18 protein-coding genes are annotated in these 17496 nt (G+C 69.5%); 5 read left to right on the forward strand and 13 right to left on the reverse strand.

The genetic code is table 11. From position 1 onward, the window contains the following. Positions 1-264: 264 nt before the first annotated feature. Complete coding sequence (gene guaB / locus FQ142_RS13065; RefSeq protein WP_149423650.1) at positions 265-1767, reverse strand: IMP dehydrogenase; 1503 nt, start codon at positions 1765-1767, stop codon at positions 265-267. A gap of 300 nt (positions 1768-2067) precedes the next feature. Between guaB and FQ142_RS13070 the strand changes: the two genes are divergently transcribed. Genes FQ142_RS13070 through FQ142_RS13085 form a run of 4 tightly spaced genes read left to right on the forward strand, consistent with a single transcriptional unit; the run spans position 2068 to position 6116 of the window. Next, positions 2068-3384, forward strand: a complete 1317-nt coding sequence (locus FQ142_RS13070; protein ID WP_253385641.1) for an ABC transporter permease subunit — start codon at positions 2068-2070, stop codon at positions 3382-3384. A gap of 2 nt (positions 3385-3386) precedes the next feature. Then, positions 3387-4364, forward strand: coding sequence for a branched-chain amino acid ABC transporter permease (locus FQ142_RS13075; protein WP_045253389.1), 978 nt, complete (start codon positions 3387-3389; stop codon positions 4362-4364). Positions 4365-4410: 46 nt separating this feature from the next. Continuing rightward, positions 4411-5364, forward strand: coding sequence for an ABC transporter ATP-binding protein (locus FQ142_RS13080; protein WP_149424137.1), 954 nt, complete (start codon positions 4411-4413; stop codon positions 5362-5364). Beyond that, positions 5361-6116, forward strand: coding sequence for an ABC transporter ATP-binding protein (locus FQ142_RS13085; protein ID WP_149423652.1), 756 nt, complete (start codon positions 5361-5363; stop codon positions 6114-6116). The genes FQ142_RS13080 and FQ142_RS13085 overlap by 4 nt, the downstream gene beginning before the upstream one ends. Before the next feature lie 151 nt (positions 6117-6267). On the opposite strand, the gene FQ142_RS13090 is transcribed toward FQ142_RS13085, so the two are convergent. The 3 genes from FQ142_RS13090 to groES form a co-directional block, all read right to left on the reverse strand. Beyond that, on the reverse strand, positions 6268-7527 hold the full coding sequence (locus FQ142_RS13090; protein WP_149423653.1) for an ABC transporter substrate-binding protein: 1260 nt from the start codon (positions 7525-7527) through the stop codon (positions 6268-6270). 145 nt (positions 7528-7672) lie between these two features. Beyond that, complete coding sequence (gene rarD / locus FQ142_RS13095) at positions 7673-8608, reverse strand: EamA family transporter RarD (protein WP_056412236.1); 936 nt, start codon at positions 8606-8608, stop codon at positions 7673-7675. Positions 8609-8768: 160 nt separating this feature from the next. Then, positions 8769-9065: a co-chaperone GroES gene (gene groES, locus FQ142_RS13100; protein ID WP_017203655.1), complete on the reverse strand. Its 297-nt coding sequence runs from the start codon at positions 9063-9065 to the stop codon at positions 8769-8771. A 147-nt stretch (positions 9066-9212) separates the two neighbouring features. Between groES and FQ142_RS13105 the strand changes: the two genes are divergently transcribed. After that, positions 9213-10421 carry a class I SAM-dependent methyltransferase gene (locus FQ142_RS13105; RefSeq protein ID WP_149423654.1) on the forward strand — a complete coding sequence of 403 codons (1209 nt, stop codon included), beginning with the start codon at positions 9213-9215 and terminating at the stop codon, positions 10419-10421. An 11-nt stretch (positions 10422-10432) separates the two neighbouring features. Here FQ142_RS13105 and FQ142_RS13110 read toward each other — a convergent pair whose 3' ends face one another. From FQ142_RS13110 to FQ142_RS13150, 9 genes are read right to left on the reverse strand one after another with little or no spacing between them, the layout of a single operon-like run. Further along, the gene (locus tag FQ142_RS13110; RefSeq protein WP_149423655.1) at positions 10433-11566 is read right to left on the reverse strand and encodes a hypothetical protein; all 1134 of its coding nucleotides are present in this window, start codon (positions 11564-11566) and stop codon (positions 10433-10435) included. Next, positions 11556-12623: a hypothetical protein gene (locus FQ142_RS13115; RefSeq protein ID WP_149423656.1), complete on the reverse strand. Its 1068-nt coding sequence runs from the start codon at positions 12621-12623 to the stop codon at positions 11556-11558. Before FQ142_RS13115 ends, FQ142_RS13110 begins: the two co-directional genes overlap by 11 nt. 3 nt (positions 12624-12626) lie before the next feature. Continuing rightward, positions 12627-13145, reverse strand: coding sequence for a hypothetical protein (locus FQ142_RS13120; RefSeq protein WP_262492150.1), 519 nt, complete (start codon positions 13143-13145; stop codon positions 12627-12629). Beyond that, positions 13145-14215, reverse strand: coding sequence for a tRNA (adenosine(37)-N6)-threonylcarbamoyltransferase complex transferase subunit TsaD (gene tsaD, locus FQ142_RS13125; protein ID WP_149423657.1), 1071 nt, complete (start codon positions 14213-14215; stop codon positions 13145-13147). Before tsaD ends, FQ142_RS13120 begins: the two co-directional genes overlap by 1 nt. Further along, complete coding sequence (gene rimI, locus FQ142_RS13130) at positions 14212-14718, reverse strand: ribosomal protein S18-alanine N-acetyltransferase (RefSeq protein WP_149423658.1); 507 nt, start codon at positions 14716-14718, stop codon at positions 14212-14214. Before rimI ends, tsaD begins: the two co-directional genes overlap by 4 nt. After that, on the reverse strand, positions 14715-15362 hold the full coding sequence (gene tsaB, locus FQ142_RS13135; protein ID WP_149423659.1) for a tRNA (adenosine(37)-N6)-threonylcarbamoyltransferase complex dimerization subunit type 1 TsaB: 648 nt from the start codon (positions 15360-15362) through the stop codon (positions 14715-14717). Before tsaB ends, rimI begins: the two co-directional genes overlap by 4 nt. Before the next feature lie 20 nt (positions 15363-15382). Then, positions 15383-15880, reverse strand: coding sequence for a tRNA (adenosine(37)-N6)-threonylcarbamoyltransferase complex ATPase subunit type 1 TsaE (gene tsaE, locus FQ142_RS13140; RefSeq protein WP_149423660.1), 498 nt, complete (start codon positions 15878-15880; stop codon positions 15383-15385). Next, entirely contained in the window at positions 15877-16983 is a 1107-nt protein-coding gene (gene alr / locus FQ142_RS13145; protein WP_149423661.1) for an alanine racemase, read from the reverse strand. The genes tsaE and alr overlap by 4 nt, the downstream gene beginning before the upstream one ends. Beyond that, positions 16980-17339, reverse strand: a complete 360-nt coding sequence (locus FQ142_RS13150) for a holo-ACP synthase (protein ID WP_056412260.1) — start codon at positions 17337-17339, stop codon at positions 16980-16982. The genes alr and FQ142_RS13150 overlap by 4 nt, the downstream gene beginning before the upstream one ends. Positions 17340-17496: the final 157 nt, after the last annotated feature.

A 17496-nucleotide genomic window follows, 5' to 3' on the forward strand; every position in this document is an offset into this window, starting at 1 on the left:
GGCTCTCAATGGGGAGGTCCCCCACCCGGACTGGGGATCCGGGGCACCACCCCCTGCGCTCCTCGCGCCGGGGGCTCGAGGGGAAGTCGAGCGGTTGTATCTAGATACTCGCATATACGGGGGTCTTCGCGGGGCATCGGCTGACCGCGTCGAGCGCCGCCGCCCGCGCAGCATCGGCGCGGCGCGCCCCTGACCTCGGCCGACGCACGGAGCACCCACGACGAGGGGCCGGATGCGATCGCATCCGGCCCCTGGTCGTGTCGCTCAGCGCTTGTAGTTCGGCGCCTCGACGACGATCTGCACGTCGTGCGGGTGGGACTCCTTGAGCCCCGCCGCCGTGATGCGCACGAACTTGCCGCGCTGTTGGAGCTCCTCGATCGTGCGAGCGCCCACGTAGAACATCGACTGACGCAGACCGCCGACGAGCTGGTATGCCACGGCCGCCACCGGACCGCGGTACGGCACCTGCCCCTCGATGCCCTCGGGGATGAGCTTGTCGTCGCTGGGCACGTCGGCCTGGAAGTAGCGGTCCTTGGAGTACGAGGTCTGCTTGCCGCGGGTCTGCATCGCACCCAGCGAGCCCATGCCGCGGTACTGCTTGAACTGCTTGCCCGACTGGAAGACGATCTCACCCGGCGACTCGTCGGTCCCGGCGAGCAGCGAGCCGAGCATGACCGCGTCAGCCCCGGCGACGAGCGCCTTGGCGATGTCGCCCGAGTACTGCAGTCCGCCGTCCGCGATCACCGGCACGCCGGCGGGGCGGGCGGCGAGAGACGCCTCGTAGACGGCCGTGACCTGCGGCACACCGACTCCGGCGACGACGCGAGTCGTGCAGATCGAGCCGGGGCCCACGCCGACCTTGACGGCGTCGACGCCGGCATCGACGAGCGCCTGAGCACCCTCGCGGGTCGCGACGTTGCCCCCGATCACATCGATGTGGGCGAAGCTCTCGTCGGCCTTGATGCGCTTGACCAGTTCGATCACGCCCTGGGACTGACCGTTGGCGGTGTCGACCACGAGCACGTCGACGCCGGCGTCGCGCAGCGCCTCTGCCCGCTCCCAGGCATCGCCGAAGAAGCCGATCGCCGCACCGACGCGCAGACGACCCTGGTCGTCCTTCGTGGCCAGCGGGTACTTCTCGCTCTTGTCGAAGTCCTTGATGGTGATGAGACCCGCGAGCTTGCCGTCCTCATCGATGAGCGGCAGCTTCTCCACTCGATGGTGTGCGAAGAGGGCGATGACCTCGCCTGCGGCGACGCCCACCGGTGCGGTGACGAGTCCCTCGGAGGTCATGACGTCCTTCACGAACGTGGTCTGACGCTCGAAGCCCGAGACGAAGCGCATGTCGCGGTTCGTGATGATCCCCACGAGGCGTCCGTCGGCGTCGACGACCGGGAGCCCCGAGATGCGGTACTTGGCGCAGAGCGCGTCGACCTCTTCGACGGTCGCGTCCGGGGTCGTCGTGATCGGGTCGGTGATCATGCCCGACTCGCTGCGCTTGACGCGGTCGACGTGAGCGGCCTGATCGGCGATCGAGAGATTGCGGTGCAGGATGCCGATGCCGCCTTCGCGTGCCATCGCGATGGCCATGCGCGACTCGGTGACGGTGTCCATGGCGCTCGAGAGCAGCGGGGTCGCGACCGAGATGCGGCGCGTGATCCGCGAGGAGGTGTCCGCCTCGCTGGGGATCACATCGGTGTGCCCGGGAAGAAGCAGCACGTCGTCATACGTGAGTCCGACGAAGCCGAAGGGGTCGTGCTGGTCCATGGATTGTCCTCCTGCGGGCGGGATCTCGGGCGAGGGTGTACCAATTCTAAGTGTCGGGAGGCCGGGGAAATTCCCGCGCGCCGCCGTCACCGCACGGAACGGATGCGTCCGGGGACGAGCATCGTGGGCAACTTCGTGATGGGATCGTTCCCAGCGTGAGCAGATCGTGCCTTGGTCGAAACAGAGCCGACACATTACGCTCATACCGTCGTACATCAAGGCCGATGCACAACTCCGTCGCTGGCCTGTGTACCGGGTGGAGGTTCTGTGCGTCCGACGATCTCGGCGAATCGAAGCGGAGTGCGGTGGGTCATCGTCCTGCTGGCATCGCTCCTCGCCATCGCTTTCCTCTGGCTGCAGCCTCCGTCCGCGGCCTCCGCCGAAGAGACGGACGACGGTCAGGAGATCACCGACTTCTACTTCGCCGGCGTCATCACCTTCGAGGACGCACCGGTCGAGGGTGTGGTCATGACCATCGAGGGCAACGGCTTCGAGGGTGAGACCGAGACGGACGCCGAGGGCAAGTGGCGCCTGTACGTGCCCGAGAAGGAGACGTACACCCTCACCGTCGACGAGGAGACCCTGCCCGAGGGCGTGATCGTCGACGCCGCGCAGCTCCCCGAGGGCGCGCAGCCGATCGCGGGGACCACGGCGTCGTTCGAGGTCGAGTTCGGTCTCACCGGCACCAAGATCACCAACCTCTTCCTCGGCGAGGGCGAGCGGATCACCGTGTCGTTCATCGATCAGCTCGCCTCCCGACTCGTCGGCGGGCTGAACTTCGGCCTCCTCCTGGCGCTCGCGTCGATGGGCGCGGCGCTGATCTACGGCACGACCCGCCTGTCCAACTTCGCCCACGCCGAGATGGTCACCTGGGGTGGCCTGGTCGCCCTGGTCACCACGAGCTTCTGGCATCTGCCGCTGTGGCTCGGGATCGCCGCGGCGGTGATCGGCGGAGGGCTCTTCGGCTGGGCACTCGACGCGGGCATCTGGCGGCCGCTGCGACGGCGCGGCCTGGGCATCGTCCAGCTCATGATCGTCAGCATCGGTCTCTCGCTCGCCCTGCGCTACGTGTTCCAGTACATGATCGGCGGCGGCACGCAGCAGCTGCCCGGCGCCAGCCCCGAGCCGATCCGCCTCGGCCCGATCTCGCTGTCGTACATCGACATGATCGCGATGGCGGTCAGCATCGTCGTCATCCTCGGAGTCGCGTGGTTCCTCACCAGGACCCGCATCGGCAAGGCGACGAGAGCCATCTCCGACAACCCGCAGCTCGCGGCGGCGTCGGGGATCGACGTCGACCGCGTCATCCGCTACGTGTGGATCCTGGCCGGCACCCTGGCCGCGATCTCCGGCATCCTCTGGGCGTACTTCCGCCCCGGCGTGAAGTGGGACATGGGCATGCAGATGCTCCTGCTCATCTTCGCGGCCATCACGCTCGGCGGGCTCGGCACCGCGTTCGGCGCCCTCGTCGGCTCGCTCATCGTGGGCATCGCGGTCGAGGTCTCCACGCTGTGGATCCCGTCCGACCTCAAGTACGCGAGCGCGCTCGTCGTTCTCATCGTCATCCTCCTGGTGAGGCCGCAGGGCCTGCTCGGACGCAAGGAAAGGTTGGGCTGACGATGGACTTCGGAAGCATCTTCTCCAACACGGCCGTCTACCTGTTCAGCCCCGTCACCATCGCGTACGCGCTGGCGGCGACCGGTCTGGCGGTGCACTTCGGCTACGCCGGTCTGCTCAACTTCGGCATGGCCGCGTTCATGGCGGTCGGCGGCTACGGCTACGCCATCTCCGTCCTCTCCTTCGGGCTCCCCTGGTGGGTGGGCATGCTCATCGGCCTCTGCGGCGGCGCCCTGTTCGCGATCCTCCTCGGCATCCCGACCCTGCGGCTCCGCGCCGATTACCTCGCCATCGCGACGATCGCGGCCGGGGAGATCGTGCGACTGCTGTTCACGACCCAGGTGTTCGACGAGTTCACGAACTCGGCCGACGGACTCGCGCAGTACAACGGCGGGTTCCGCGACGCGAACCCCTTCCCCCCGGGCACCTACGGCTTCGGGCCCTGGACCTACACCGCCAACGACCTCTGGAACCGCGTGTTCGGCGTGGTGCTGCTCGCGGTGTCGATCCTCGTGGTCTGGGCGCTGATGCGCAGCCCCTGGGGTCGCGTGCTCAAGGGCATCCGCGAAGACGAGGATGCCGTGCGGTCGCTCGGCAAGAACGTCTTCGCGTACAAGATGCAGGCGCTCGTGGTCGGCGGCATCGTCGGCGCAGCCGGTGGGATCGTGTTCGTCCTCCCCTCCGCCGTCGTGCCCGGCAGCTACACGACCTCGCTCACGTTCTTCCTCTGGACCGTGCTGCTGCTCGGAGGCGCCGCGACGGTCTTCGGACCCACGCTCGGCGCGATCCTGTTCTGGGTGGTGTTCGCGTTCCTCGCCAACCTGCTCCCGAGCATGGCGAAGGCCGGCCTCCTGCCCATGTCCGACAGCCAGGCATCCACGCTGGTGTTCATCTTCGTCGGCATCGCCCTGATGCTGCTCGTGATCTTCCGACCTCAGGGCATCCTCGGAGACAAGAGGGAGATGACCTTTGTCAAATGAACTGACCCCCGACGAGAGCGCCCAGGCGGCGCCCTCGACAGGGAGCATCCGCCGCCCCAAGACCACGGGACTCACGAAGGGCCCCGCGGCCCCCGGCGTCGCCAAGGTCGACCCGATCCTCGTCGTCGATGCCGTGCAGCGTCGCTTCGGCGGCCTGACCGCCGTCGACGTGGATCACGTCGAGATCCCCCGCGGCGCCATCACCGCACTGATCGGACCGAACGGCGCGGGCAAGACGACCCTCTTCAACCTGCTGTGCGGGTTCGACAAGCCGAACAGCGGATCGTGGTCGTTCGACGGCACGAACCTGTCGGGCGTCCCCTCCTTCAAGGTGGCTCGGATGGGCCAGGTGCGCACGTTCCAGCTGACCAAGTCGCTGTCGCTGCTGACCGTGCTCGAAAACATGAAGCTCGGAGCCCCGAACCAGCGCGGCGAGGGATTCTGGTCGAGCCTGTTCCCGTTCCTGTGGCGAAAGCAGGACCAGGAGATCGAGGTGAAAGCGCGCGAGCTCCTCGCCCGGTTCAAACTCGACGCCAAGGAGAAGGACTTCGCCGCCGCGCTCTCGGGAGGCCAGCGCAAGCTCCTCGAGATGGCCAGGGCGCTGATGAGCGACCCGACGCTGGTGATGCTCGACGAGCCGATGGCCGGCGTCAACCCGGCGTTGACGCAGTCGCTGCTCGATCACATCCTCGACCTCAAGGACCAGGGCATGACCGTGCTCTTCGTCGAGCACGACATGCATATGGTGCGTCACATCGCCGACTGGGTGGTCGTGATGGCCGAGGGGCGCGTGGTGGCCGAGGGGCCGCCCGAGGAGGTCATGGAGGATCCGGCCGTCGTGGACGCGTACCTCGGAGCCCATCAGGACGTCGACCTGGGTGCGGTGACCGGACGCATCCCCGTGCTCGCCGACACCGCGGCCGTGAAGCTGCGCGAGCAGATCGAAGCAGAGGCCGGGGCAGAGCTCGACGCCGACGACACCCAGGAGGGACGCGCATGAGCGCTGACACATCCGTTCAGGACGACCACGTCGTCGTCGAGTTGAAGGACGTGCACGCCGGGTACCTGCCGGGGGTGAACATCCTCAACGGCGCGAATCTCGTCGCCCGCAAGGGAGAGCTGATCGGCATCATCGGTCCGAACGGCGCCGGCAAGTCGACCCTGCTGAAGGCGATCTTCGGCCTCGTGAACGTCCGCGACGGCGAGATCACCCTGAACGGCGACAGCATCGTCGGCCTCAAGGCCGACAAGCTCGTCAGACGCGGCGTGGGATTCGTCCCGCAGACGAACAACGTGTTCCCCTCGCTCTCCATCGAGGAGAACCTGCAGATGGGGCTCTATCAGAACCCCAAGGCGTATGCCGAGCGGCTCGAGTTCGTCACCGGCATCTTCGCCGAGCTGGGGAAGCGCCTCAAGCAGCGCGCCGGCTCCCTGTCGGGCGGTGAACGGCAGATGGTCGCGATGTCGCGCGCCCTGATGATGAACCCCTCGGTGCTCCTTCTCGACGAGCCGTCGGCCGGGCTCAGCCCGGTGCGTCAGGACGACGCGTTCATCCGGGTCTCCGACATCAACAAGGCCGGCGTCACGACCATCATGGTCGAGCAGAACGCCAGGCGATGCCTGCAGATCTGCGACCGCGGCTACGTGCTCGACCAGGGCAAGGACGCCTACGAGGGCAGCGGGCGCGACCTGCTCAACGACCCGAAGGTGATCGGACTGTATCTGGGCACGCTGGGCACCGACGCCGCCTGAGCGACCGAAACGGAAGAGGGGCGGATGCTGCGGCATCCGCCCCTCTTCCGTATCCTCACGGGGCATGCACGACGCCGCAGGTAGGACGAGGGCCCCGGATGCGGCATCCGGGGCCCTCGTGTGTGCGATCAGCGGGTGCGGTGACCGATGATCAGTTGGTGCGCTCGATCATGTTGTCGGCACCGTACTTGTAGATGCCGATCGAGGCACCCTGGGGGTCGCCCGCCTCGTCGAACGTGACATCACCGGAGTAGCCGTCGTAGTCGGCCGTTCCGCCGTCGTTGATGATCTTGGCGCAGTCGGCGAAGCTGGTGCACTTCTCGCCGTCGCCCGAACCGCCCGAGACCTCCTGCATCTTGGCTGCGATGTCCGCGCCCTCGGTGGAGTCTGCTGCCAGCGAGGCCAGCGCCACGAGCACGACGGCGTCGTACGCCTCGGCCGCGTAGGTGAAGTCCTTGACCTCGGAGTTGCCCTCACCCGTCCAGTACGTCTGCAGACGGTCGGTGAAGTCGTCGGCGAGCGCGGGGCCGGCCTTCGTGCCCTGGGCGCCCTCGAGCGAGACCGGGATCTCGTCGCCGTAGTCCGACAGGTTTCCGTCGACGAGGTAGAACTTGTCGGCGGAGATGCCGGCGTTCACCAGCAGCGGTGCGAGGGTCTTGAACTGGTCGAACGACACGATCGCGACCGCGTCGGGGTTCTGCGCCTTGATGGTCTCGACCTGTGCGTCGAACTGCGCGTCGCCGACGTTGAACGACGCCTCGGCGACGACCTCGCCACCGGTGCCCTCGAACGTCTCCTTGATCGCCGCGTCGAGGCCGGTGCCGTACGCGTCGTTCTGGTAGATGATGCCGAGCGACTTGGCGCCGTCTTCGGCGATCAGGTTGCCGAGCACCTCACCCTGCAGCAGGTCGCTGGGGGCGGTGCGGAAGTAGAGTCCGTCGTCGTCCCAGGCGGTGAAGTCGGGCGAGGTGTTCGAGGCGGAGATCTGCAGGATGCCTGCGCTGACGTTTCCGTCGAGGATCAGCTTGGAGACACCGGAAGCTGCGGCACCCACGATGGCCGAGACGCCGGCGCCCTGGAGCTTGGTGATCGAGGTCTCGTAGGCCTTGGTGTCGGTGTCGCCCTCGTCCTCGGCGGTGAGGTCGATGGTCACACCCGCCTTGGCGTCGTTGACCTCCTTGACGGCGAGGCCCACGCCCGACTCCATGGGCGGGCCCAGGAACGCCAGCGAGCCGGTCTGCGGAAGCAGCGACCCCAGCTTGAGAGTCAGATCGGCGGTGGAAGTGCTGCCGCCGTCGGACGAGTCGTCCGAGGGGGTGCTGCTGCAGCCTGCGACGACGATCGCCGAGACGCTGAGCAGCGCGACTCCCGCGAGGAATCGGGCGCTGCGCGAGCGCGTGAATGAGGTCATGATGCTCCCTTGCGTGACTGGCCGTGGATTGTGACCACGGTCGGGTGGCTCTAACACTAGGACTGAAAGGCTTCGCGTAGGGGTCGCCGATGTTTCGGTGCGTTAACGATCCGACACCGGGTTCCGCGCCGCGTGATTCCGGAGTTCAGACCGGTTCCGGGCGCCCGTTCCGACGCCCTCGACGGGCGGCGAGCACCAGGTCGACGAGGAAGACCGCGATCGCGACCCAGACGAGGACGAACCCCACCCACCGTTCGATCGGCATGGGCTCGCCGAGCACGGCGGCGCCGATGATGAACTGCATCACGGGGGTCACGAACTGGATCATCCCGATGACCGTGAGGTCGATCCGCCGGGTCCCCGCGGCGAACAGCAGCAGGGGCACGGCGGTGGCGACACCCGCGAGAGCGAGCAGCACGGCGTGCCCTGTGCCGTTGGCCCCCATCGTGAGGCCGGGGCCGGTGGCGACGAGCACCAGCTGGACCACGGCGATGGGGATCAACCAGAACGACTCGAGGGTCAGTCCGCTGATCGCGTCGACGGCCGGGCCGATCTTCTTCTTGATGAGCCCGTAGACGCCGAAGGAGACGGTGAGCGAGAGAGCGATCCAGGGGAACGACCGGTACAGCACCACGATCACGATCACCGCGACCGAGGCGATGCCGACAGCCACCCACTGCAGGCGTCGGATGCGCTCCTTGAGCACGAACACCCCGAGCAGCACCGTCATGATCGGGTTGATGAAGTAGCCGAGGCTGGTCTCGACGACGTTGTGGCTGAGCGTGCCGAACACGAAGACCTGCCAGTTGACGTAGATCAGCACGCCGGCCAGGGCCGTCCATCCCAGCAGCCGGGGCTGGCGGACGATCGCGCCGAAGGCCTGCCATCCCCGAGTCACCGTGAGCAGAATCACGCAGAACAGGAGCGACAGCAGCACCCGCCAGGCCACGACCTCCCACGGTCCTGTCGGCGCGAGCAGCAGGAAGTACAGAGGCAGCACGCCCCAGAGCAGATAGGCGCCGCCCGCGTAGGCGACACCGGCCGTCTGCGTGGCGCGGATCGCGGTGCTCGTGGGGGTCACCGGACAACCCTAGTGCCGCGCCACTCGGGTCATCGCCACGGCCTCGTGCTCAGCCGGAGAATGGCAGGAAAGCGCCCGGATCTGGCGGGAGCCGCACTCAGCGGGCATACGGAAAGGGCCCGGATGCGAGATGCATCCGGGCCCTTTCGAAGACGTTGTCTCAGCGGACGACGACCGCGAGCACGTCGCGTGCCGACAGGACGAGGAACTCGTCTGCGCCGAACTTCACCTCGGTGCCGCCGTACTTGCTGTACAGGACACGGTCGCCCACGGCGACGTCGAGCGGAACGCGGTTGCCGTTGTCATCGATGCGGCCGGGGCCAACGGCCACGACCTCGCCCTCCTGGGGCTTCTCCTTGGCGGTGTCGGGGATGACCAGGCCACTCGCGGTGGTCTGCTCGGCCTCGACCTGCTTGATGACGATGCGGTCCTCGAGCGGCTTGATGGAAACCGACACGGTCTACCTCTTCTTTCTTGACGCTGACAGGAAGACTTTTTCGCACTCTCAACCCGAGAGTGCTAACACCCAGTGTAGGGCGTCGGCTGGCACTCATGCAATGCGAGTGCCAATCGTGCCGACCTCGCCGCCGCCTAAGCTTGCCGGGTGGAGATGTCCGAACTGCGCGCACTGCTGACCCCCGAGGGCCTGGAGCTGCTGGACGCTCTCGGCCCGATCGAACAGGGCGCCGACGTCGCGAGGGCCGTGTCGCGGCTGCGCGCCGCCGGCCACTCCCCCGACCTCGTGTCGGCCGTGGTCGGACAGGCCGCACTGCGTTCTCGTGCGCAGACGAAGTTCGGCGACTTCGCCGCGCGGATGCTGTTCACCCGCGCGGGTCTCGAACAGGCCACCCGCCTCGGCGTCGCCGCCCGCCATGCCCAGCGGATGCGCCGCGCCGGCATCACCGGCGTCGCCGACCTCGGCTGCGGCATCGGCGGGGACTCCCTCGCCTTCGCCGGCGCCGGGCTCGACGTGTCGGCGGTCGACGCCGACGAGGTCACCGCGGCCATCGCCGCTTACAACCTCGCACCGTTCGCCGAGAGCGCCACGGTCGCGCACGGCACCGCGCAGGAGCATGCGCCGACGGAGACGGACGGCGTCACCGCGATCTGGATGGACCCCGCCCGTCGCACCTCAGGACACAGCGAGACCCGCCGCGTCTCGTCCGACGACTACTCTCCCCCGTTGGACTGGGCGTTCGAGCTGGCATCCCGCATCCCTTCCGGCATCAAGCTCGGCCCCGGGCACGACCGTGACGCCCTCCCCGCCGACGCCGAGGCGCAGTGGGTGAGCGCGGAGGGCAGCGTCGTCGAGCTGGTCCTGTGGACAGGAGCACTCGCACGCGAAGGGGTGCGCCGCGCAGCACTGGTCATCCGCGGCGAGCGCTCGCACGAGATGACCGCCGATGCCGACGCCGAGGACGCGCCGGTGCGCGAGCTCGGCGCGTTCCTGCACGAACCCGACGGGGCGGTGATCCGCGCCCGTCTGATCGGCGACGTCGCGCGCTCACTCGAGGCGGGGATGCTCGACGAGCGGATCGCGTACCTGACCTCGGACTCAGCGCTGACCAGCCCGTTCGTGCAGAGCTTCCGGGTGCGTGAGACGATGCCGGCCAACCCGAAGGCCATCAGTGCCGTTCTCAAGTCCCACCGGATCGGCACCCTCGAGATCAAGAAGCGCGGGATGGACATCGATCCCGCCGCCTTCCGCAAGAAGCTCGCGCTCACGGGTGACGCGTCGGCCACGCTGATCCTCACCCGCGTCGGCGACCAGCGGCGTGCGATCCTCGCCGACCGGGTTGCCGCGGCCGGATAGCCGGGGCGCGGTCACCCCGCATCCGTGCCCGTCGCGGATGCCGGCACGTCGCCGCTCACCACGAGGTAGGGCGTGCCGGTGCGGGTGAACGAGAGCTCGACACTCGAGGTGGTGGTCATGCCCGCCCCCTCGTCGAAGCTCATGGTCTTGATGCCGATGCCGCTCTCCTGGCTCTCGCCCGCCGCGGCGCACTGGGTCGCCTCGAGCACATCGACGACCAGGCAGTCCTCCGTCAGGCCGTCCGTGATGCGCTGCCCGTACCAGACGGGCTCGTCTCCGTAATAGCCGACGATCGAGTAGGAGTACTCGACGAATCCTTCGTCCGCGAGCTGCTCCGCGCGATCCCGCTCCGCCCCCTCGAACTGCGACATCCAGTCGTTGCTGCCCACATCCCAGCGCTGGATGACGGCCACGTACTCCCCCGTGGTCGCCTGCACCGCCGTCGCATAGATCTGCTGCCTCGGCTCGTCGCCGTCACCACCGGGGGATTCGACCATCGCCCCGAAGCTGAACGCGTTGCCGTCCCCGAACTCATCGGTGCGCGAGCACTGGGTCGAGGACTCCGCAGCGACGTCGAGCGTGAGGCACGTCATCGCGCCGTCGTCCTTCGTGGCGAGCCAGACCAGCGCTTCGTCGTCCCGACCGATCACCCCGAGGGTCCCCGGGTCGTACCCGCCGTCCTCCTGGAGCGCCGTCCGCCGTTCCTGTTCTTCCGCGGTGAGGGAGAGCCCGTCCCCCTTCTCCGCGAACACCGCCCACCCGACGCCGAGCCCGACCAGCAGAAGGGCGGCCGAGGCGGCGACGAGCGACGTCCACCTTCTGCGCGTGGTGCCCGTCCCGCGCGCGATGTCGGCGGTTGCGGCATCGCCGACAGGCGTGGCGGAATCGTCGGACACGGAATCGTCGGCAGGAGCCGCATCGTCGACCGGAGCCGCATCGTCGACCGTTGCGGGATCGCCGGCAGGCGCGGGATCCTCGGCGATCGCGCGATCCTCGGCGCCCCCGGCGCGTGCGGGAGCCGTCGCGAAGCGGGCCGATTCGAGGGCGGCCAGACGGGCGGCATCCGCATCGGTGAGTCCGCCGCCGCGACCGTAGGCCCTGGCCTGCAGCGCTCGCAGTTCGGCACCGTCACTCTCATGCGGCATCGTCGCCCTCCCCGTCCCTCGTCACCGTGAGGTATCCCTGACCGTAGCCGAACCGGTACTCGTAGCGGGTGCTCCCGTCGCCGTCGTCGACGACGAGTCCGAGCGATCTGTCGGCATCCGCCAGCATCAGGCTGTCGTCGCACACCATCGGCGGCGAGGGACTCGATCCGTCGACGACGAGACAGTAGCGCTGGGTCGCCTTGTCGACGCCGACCCAGATCGGCGTCTCGCCGTCGTAGCCGACGACCATGATCGAGCGCCGGTCGAGGCCGACATCCTCCGCGAGGGAGACCGCGACAGCCGCCTCCTCGGGATTCGCGAACTGGGCCGACGACTGCGGCATCGATATGTAGCTGCTGGTGACGATCGCAGGTGCGCCCTCATCGGTCAAGTACATGTACGCGTCGACATCCAAGGTCTGCGAGTCGTCGACCACCGTCACGAGGCTGGCGCTCACCCCCTGCGCCAGCGCCTGCTCGCGAGTCGTGCAGGCGGGAGCCGTCGACTCGGCGTCGCCCAGCACGACGCACACCTGGGCACCGTCGCCCTTGGTGGCGTACCAGACGACCACGTCCTGCTCCTGGCGCAACGCGCGCACCGAGCCGGGGTCGTACCGCCCCGAGGCCACGATCGCGTTCTGCCATTCCTGCTGCGTCGACGTCAGCGACATCGACGAGGCGCCCCGGTCGGCGAAGAGCAGCCATCCCGCCCCCACGCCGAGCACGATGCACACCGCCGCCAGCAGAAGAGCGCTGCGCCCGTGGTGCGTCCGGCGCGGCGACGGCGCGGAGCCCTCCGCGCCGGTGTCCTGCGAGTCCGGCGCGGGTGCCGGGGCGGACTCTCCCGCCGGATCGACGAAGACGGATGACGGAGCATCGGGGGCCGCAGCGCCCTGAGCCGCCGGCTGCTCGGATTCCGTGTGCGACGGGGACGGCGCCCGGCGGAGCGCCTCGAGTCGGCGCAGCCGCGCCACCTCGTCGGCACCCAGCGCCCCCTCGCGGCCGTACGCGCGCTCCTGCAGCGCACGGAGCTCGACCGCTTCTTCGGCACCGAGCATCCGCTATCCGAGTCTCTCGAACTGCATCCCCGCCCAGACGAGCCAGCCCAGGCTGTAGACCGTCGCGCACAGCCCGAGCACCAGCGCCCAGCGCGCGATCGCGCGACTCTCGACGGGACGACGCAGCGACATGATCGCGGCGACGACCGCGATCACCGCGATCGGAAGCCCCCAGCCGACGAAGAACGAGCTGGCCAGTGCGACGATCGCGGCCATCAGCGCCCACGGAGCGAGCCGGGTGTCATCGACGGCGGCCGCCACCGTCCCGGTCTCGGTCGAGGGCTGCCAGTCCGTGTCGCGCCTGACCTCGTCGAGCATCGGACCGGTCACGATCACCGGCTCGACACCGACCGGCCCGGTGGGCAGCCGCGTGTAGCCGTCGCGTCGGGCGCCCGGCAGACGAGCGGCGCCCGTCGGGCGCTCCACCTCGCCGCTGGGCCTGTCGATCCTGGCCGGCGGCACGATCCCGCCCGCCGCCGGATCGGTGCCTGCGGCGTCGGCGCCCCGTGTCGCATCGCTCATCACGACACCGCGCTCCGCTCGGCGACCTGGATCTCGGTCACGGGCAGCGTCGAATCGGCACCGAAGGCGAGCGTCGACGGGCGGCGTCCCGACGAGATCAGCTCGGCGGCGAGGGCGGCGATCATCGCCCCGTTGTCGGTGCACAGCGACAGCGGGGGGATGCGGACGGTGACCCCGGCCGCCGCAGCGCGGGAGAGCGCGACCTCGCGCAGGCGGCGATTGGCGATGACGCCTCCGCCCAGCAGCAGGCGAGGCACCCCGAGGTCGGCGCAGGCGGCGAGCGCCTTCGTCACGAGCACGTCGACCACGGCCTCGCGGAAGCTCGCCGCGACATCGGCGACCGGCACGGGCACGCCATCGGCCTCGCAGCGCTCCACCCAGCGGGCGACGGCCGTCTTGAGACCCGAGAACGAGAAGTCGTAACGGTGGGCGGCCAGATCCGACGCGCGGGACAGGCCCCGCGGAAAGCGGATGGCGTTCGGATCGCCCTCCCGCGCCGCGCGATCGATCTCCGGCCCACCCGGGTAGGGCAGCGACAGCAGCCGGGCGACCTTGTCGAACGCCTCGCCGGCAGCGTCGTCCATGGTCTCACCGAGCATCTCGACATCGGTGGTGAGGTCGCGCACGTGCAGCAGCGACGTGTGCCCGCCGGAGACCAGCAGCGCGATCGTCGGGTACTCCAGAGGATCGGAATCGGGGGTCAGGATGTCGGCGGCGATGTGCCCCACGAGATGGTTCACGGCGTAGAGCGGCGTGTCGAGGGACACCGCGAGGCCCTTGGCGGCGCCGACCCCGACCATCAGGGCGCCGGCCAGACCGGGTCCGCTGGTCACGGCGACGGCGTCGAGCTCGTCGAGTCGCACGCCCGCCTCGGCGAGCGCGGCATCGATCGACGGCTGCAGCGCCTCGAGATGCGCCCGCGCGGCGACCTCGGGCACGACGCCCCCGTAGCGGGCGTGCTCGTCCATGCTCGAGGCGATCGTGTTCGACAGCAGAGTGCGTCCGCGGACGATGCCGATCCCGGTCTCGTCGCAGCTCGTCTCGATGCCCAGCACCAGCGGCTCGGTCATTCGGCGCCCTCCTTCGCGGCATCCTGAAGGGGTTCGGCTCCGCCGCCCGTGCGGGGGTCACGCAGCGCGAGCCGCATCACGATCGCGTCGACGTCGTCGGGCTGGTAATAGCGCGGGCGTCGCCCGATCTCCTCGAACCCCTCGGAGAGATAGAGCCCCTCGGCGCCGGGGTTGTCGGCGCGCACCTCGAGGAAGACCTCTCGCGCACCCCGCTCCGCCGCCGCGGTCAGGAGTGCGCGCAGCAGTACGCGTCCGCGCCCGGCACCCCGGTGCTCCTCGTCGAAGGCGATGGTCTGGATGTCGGCGTCGCGGGATCCCTGCAGCGCGCGCACTCCCCCGTAGCCGATGACGCTGCCCTCGTGCTCGTCGACCAGGTAGCGCCCGTGGGGGCTCGAGAGCTCGTCGGCCATCGCCTGAGGACTCCACGCGTCGGTCGGGAAGGAGCGTCGCTCGACCGCCATGATCGCGTCCAGGTCGTGGGGTGTCGCCGCACGCAGGGTCATCGCCCGACCCTCTTCGGCGCTCCGGGGACGCGGACGTCGGGCTGGCGAAGGTAGAGCGGTTCGTCGCCGGCGAGAACCCGACCGGCGGCGACGGCTCGCGCCCCCACGCGCGCGAGATCGACGGCGGAGAGCGTCTCGACATCGATGCGTCGGGTGGCCCCCAGGTGCTCGTCCGCCTCGGCGCGCGGCACGAGGACGGTGTCGGCGATCACGATCGGGAGTCCGTCGGCATCCGTGCCGTCGAAGACCGTGATCGCGACCTCGCGTCGTCGCGCATCGGTGACGATCGCGAAGGGCCCGACGATCCCGTCGTGCTCGATCGCGGTGAGTGCGGCGGCGGCGTGGCTCGGCACCGGGACGACCGGGATGCCGCGACCCATCGCGAATGCGCGTGCCGCCGCGATGCCGATCCGGAGCCCGGTGAAGGGGCCGGGCCCCATGCCCGCGACCACGTGGCCGATCAGGGGGGCTCCGTCGCCCGCCCTCTCGTTGCCCGGGGCCTCGTCGAGGGCACGGACGAGCATCTCGCCGATCACCTCGGCATGCCCGAGGGGATCCGCTGCAGAGGCGTCGGAGAGCCGGACGCCGTCATCGTCGATGAGGGCGACGGCGGTGCCCAGAGAGGTGTCGACGGCGAGGATCACCTCTCCAGGGTAGTCGGGGTTCACCCCGCGGTCGTCGAGCGTCCTTCGCGGGTGATGGTCACCCGTCGCGGTGCATCCGCGTCGAGCTCCGACGGGTCGAGGAGCTCGTCTCCGCCGACCGGGCGCTCGAGTTCGATGTCCCACCAGGTGTCGGCGAGCTCCTCCGCCATCCCGCGCCCCCATTCCACGACCACGACCGAACGGGCGAGGTCGAGATCGAGGTCGTCGAGCTCGGCATCCGATCCCAGCCGATAGGCGTCGACGTGCACCAGTGGGGCGCGTCCGACGATCGAGGGGTGCGTGCGGGCGATCACGAACGTGGGACTCTGCACGGGGCCGCGCACACCCAGTCCTCGCGCGAGCCCGCGCGTGAAGGTCGTCTTTCCCGCGCCGAGCGGCCCGGTGAGGATGAGCAGGTCGCCCGCGGTCAGCCCCTCGCCGATGCGCACCCCGAGCTGCTCCATCGCGGCGGACGTGTCGATCTCGTGATGTCCGAGGAACGTCGGATCCACGCTCATGCCGACCGCCGGGGCACGCGGGCGCCGATGCGCGTGACGATCTCGTAGTTGATGGTCGAGGCGGCGTTGGCCCACTCCGCCGCCGACGGCACACCGAGGGTCGGGTCGCCGAACAGCACCACCTCGTCGCCGATCGAGACGGGGGTGTCGCCGACGTCCACGACGAACTGGTCCATCGCTATGCGTCCGACGTTGAGATGGCGCCGGCCGGCGATGGAGACCGGCAGCCGCCCCGATGCCTGACGCGGCACGCCGTCGGCATAGCCGAGAGGCACCAGCACCAGCGTCGTGTCGTGCGGGGCGCGATGGTCGTACCCGTACGACACCCCGGTTCCGGCCGGCACGCGGCGCACGGCCGCGACAGCGCCGCGCAGCGTCATCGCCGGACGCAGACCCAGCTCGGCCGACGAGCGGTCCTCGAAGGGCGAGAGACCATAGATGCCGACGCCGATCCGCACCGCGTCCAGTCGCATCTCGGGCAGGTCGATGGCCGCGGCGGTGGCCGCGATGTGGCGGATCTCGGGGTGGATGCCGAACGACGCCGCCATCTCCACACCCTGCTCGAACCTCGCCAGCGCCTCGCGATCGTCCTGCGGGGACGTGTTCGAGAGGTGGCTGAAGAGTCCGATGATCCGCAGCCGTCCGATGCGCTCGAGCCGCGCCGCCTCGGCCAGCACGCGCCCCCAGTCCGCGGGAGCTACGCCGTTGCGCGACAGCCCGGTCTCGAACTTGAGATGCACACCCACCGGGCGGTCGACCGAGGCGACGGCACCGGCCGCCTCCAGCTGATCGAACGACGAGATGCCCACCTCGATGTCGTGTGCCGCCGCCTGATCGAACCTCTCGCCCGGGGCATGCAGCCACGCGACGATCGGCGCGGTGATGCCCTGTCGACGCAGATCGAGCGCCTCGGGGATCTCGGCGACGCCGAGCCGCGTGGCGCCTCCGGCGAGCGCGGCCACGGCTGCAGCCGCCGCGCCGTGACCGTAGGCATTCGCCTTGACGACGGCGATGACCTGGACGCCGGTGAGGCGACGGAGGTGACGGACGTTGTCGGTGATCGCATCCAGCTCGATGCGTGCCTCGCGGAACGGGACGGTCACAGCGGCTCTCCTTCGGCGACGACGAATGCCGCGGCGAGTCCCGCGTCATGCGTGAGGGTCAGGTGCAGTCGGGTGATCCCGCGCTCCGCGACGACGTCGGCGGTGCTCCCGGTCAGAACGAAGTGCGGGCGACCCGACGACTCCGACGCGATCTCGATCTCGATCCAGTGCACGCCGTCCGAGCCGCCGAGCGTCTTGATCAGCGCCTCCTTCGCCGCGTATCTGGCGGCGAGCGACGGCAGCCGCAGACCGCGCTCGCTCGGCGCGAAGAGACGCTCCAGGAGTCGTGGCGTGCGCTCGAGGGTCCGCTCGAATCGCGGGATGTCCACGAGGTCGATGCCGGTCCCGATGATCACCCGTTCAGCCTAGTCGCGGCATCCGCCTCTCCCCCCGTGTCTCGCCCTGCCGTCCCCGGCCGCGTTCCGCCCCGTCCTCTTTCCACGCCCGTCCCCGCCCGGCCAGTCCCCGGCACGGATGGCTGACGTTCCCCCGGTGGGCGGGCCCTGTCGGGGG

The sequence above is a fragment of the Microbacterium sp. ANT_H45B genome (genome assembly GCF_008369345.1).
In the GTDB taxonomy this organism is placed as follows: Bacteria; Actinomycetota; Actinomycetes; order Actinomycetales; family Microbacteriaceae; genus Microbacterium.

Bases quoted from the DNA above. Each gene is read 5' to 3' on its own strand.
- guaB (WP_149423650.1), bottom strand. From the start codon at position 1,767: ATGGACCAGCACGACCCCTTCGGCTTCGTCGGACTCACGTATGACGAC.
- FQ142_RS13075 (WP_045253389.1), top strand. From the start codon at position 3,387: ATGGACTTCGGAAGCATCTTCTCCAACACGGCCGTCTACCTGTTCAGC.
- FQ142_RS13085 (WP_149423652.1), top strand. From the start codon at position 5,361: ATGAGCGCTGACACATCCGTTCAGGACGACCACGTCGTCGTCGAGTTG.
- FQ142_RS13090 (WP_149423653.1), bottom strand. From the start codon at position 7,527: ATGACCTCATTCACGCGCTCGCGCAGCGCCCGATTCCTCGCGGGAGTC.
- FQ142_RS13110 (WP_149423655.1), bottom strand. From the start codon at position 11,566: ATGCCGCATGAGAGTGACGGTGCCGAACTGCGAGCGCTGCAGGCCAGG.
- FQ142_RS13115 (WP_149423656.1), bottom strand. From the start codon at position 12,623: ATGCTCGGTGCCGAAGAAGCGGTCGAGCTCCGTGCGCTGCAGGAGCGC.
- FQ142_RS13120 (WP_262492150.1), bottom strand. From the start codon at position 13,145: ATGAGCGATGCGACACGGGGCGCCGACGCCGCAGGCACCGATCCGGCG.
- tsaD (WP_149423657.1), bottom strand. From the start codon at position 14,215: ATGACCGAGCCGCTGGTGCTGGGCATCGAGACGAGCTGCGACGAGACC.
- rimI (WP_149423658.1), bottom strand. From the start codon at position 14,718: ATGACCCTGCGTGCGGCGACACCCCACGACCTGGACGCGATCATGGCG.
- tsaE (WP_149423660.1), bottom strand. From the start codon at position 15,880: ATGAGCGTGGATCCGACGTTCCTCGGACATCACGAGATCGACACGTCC.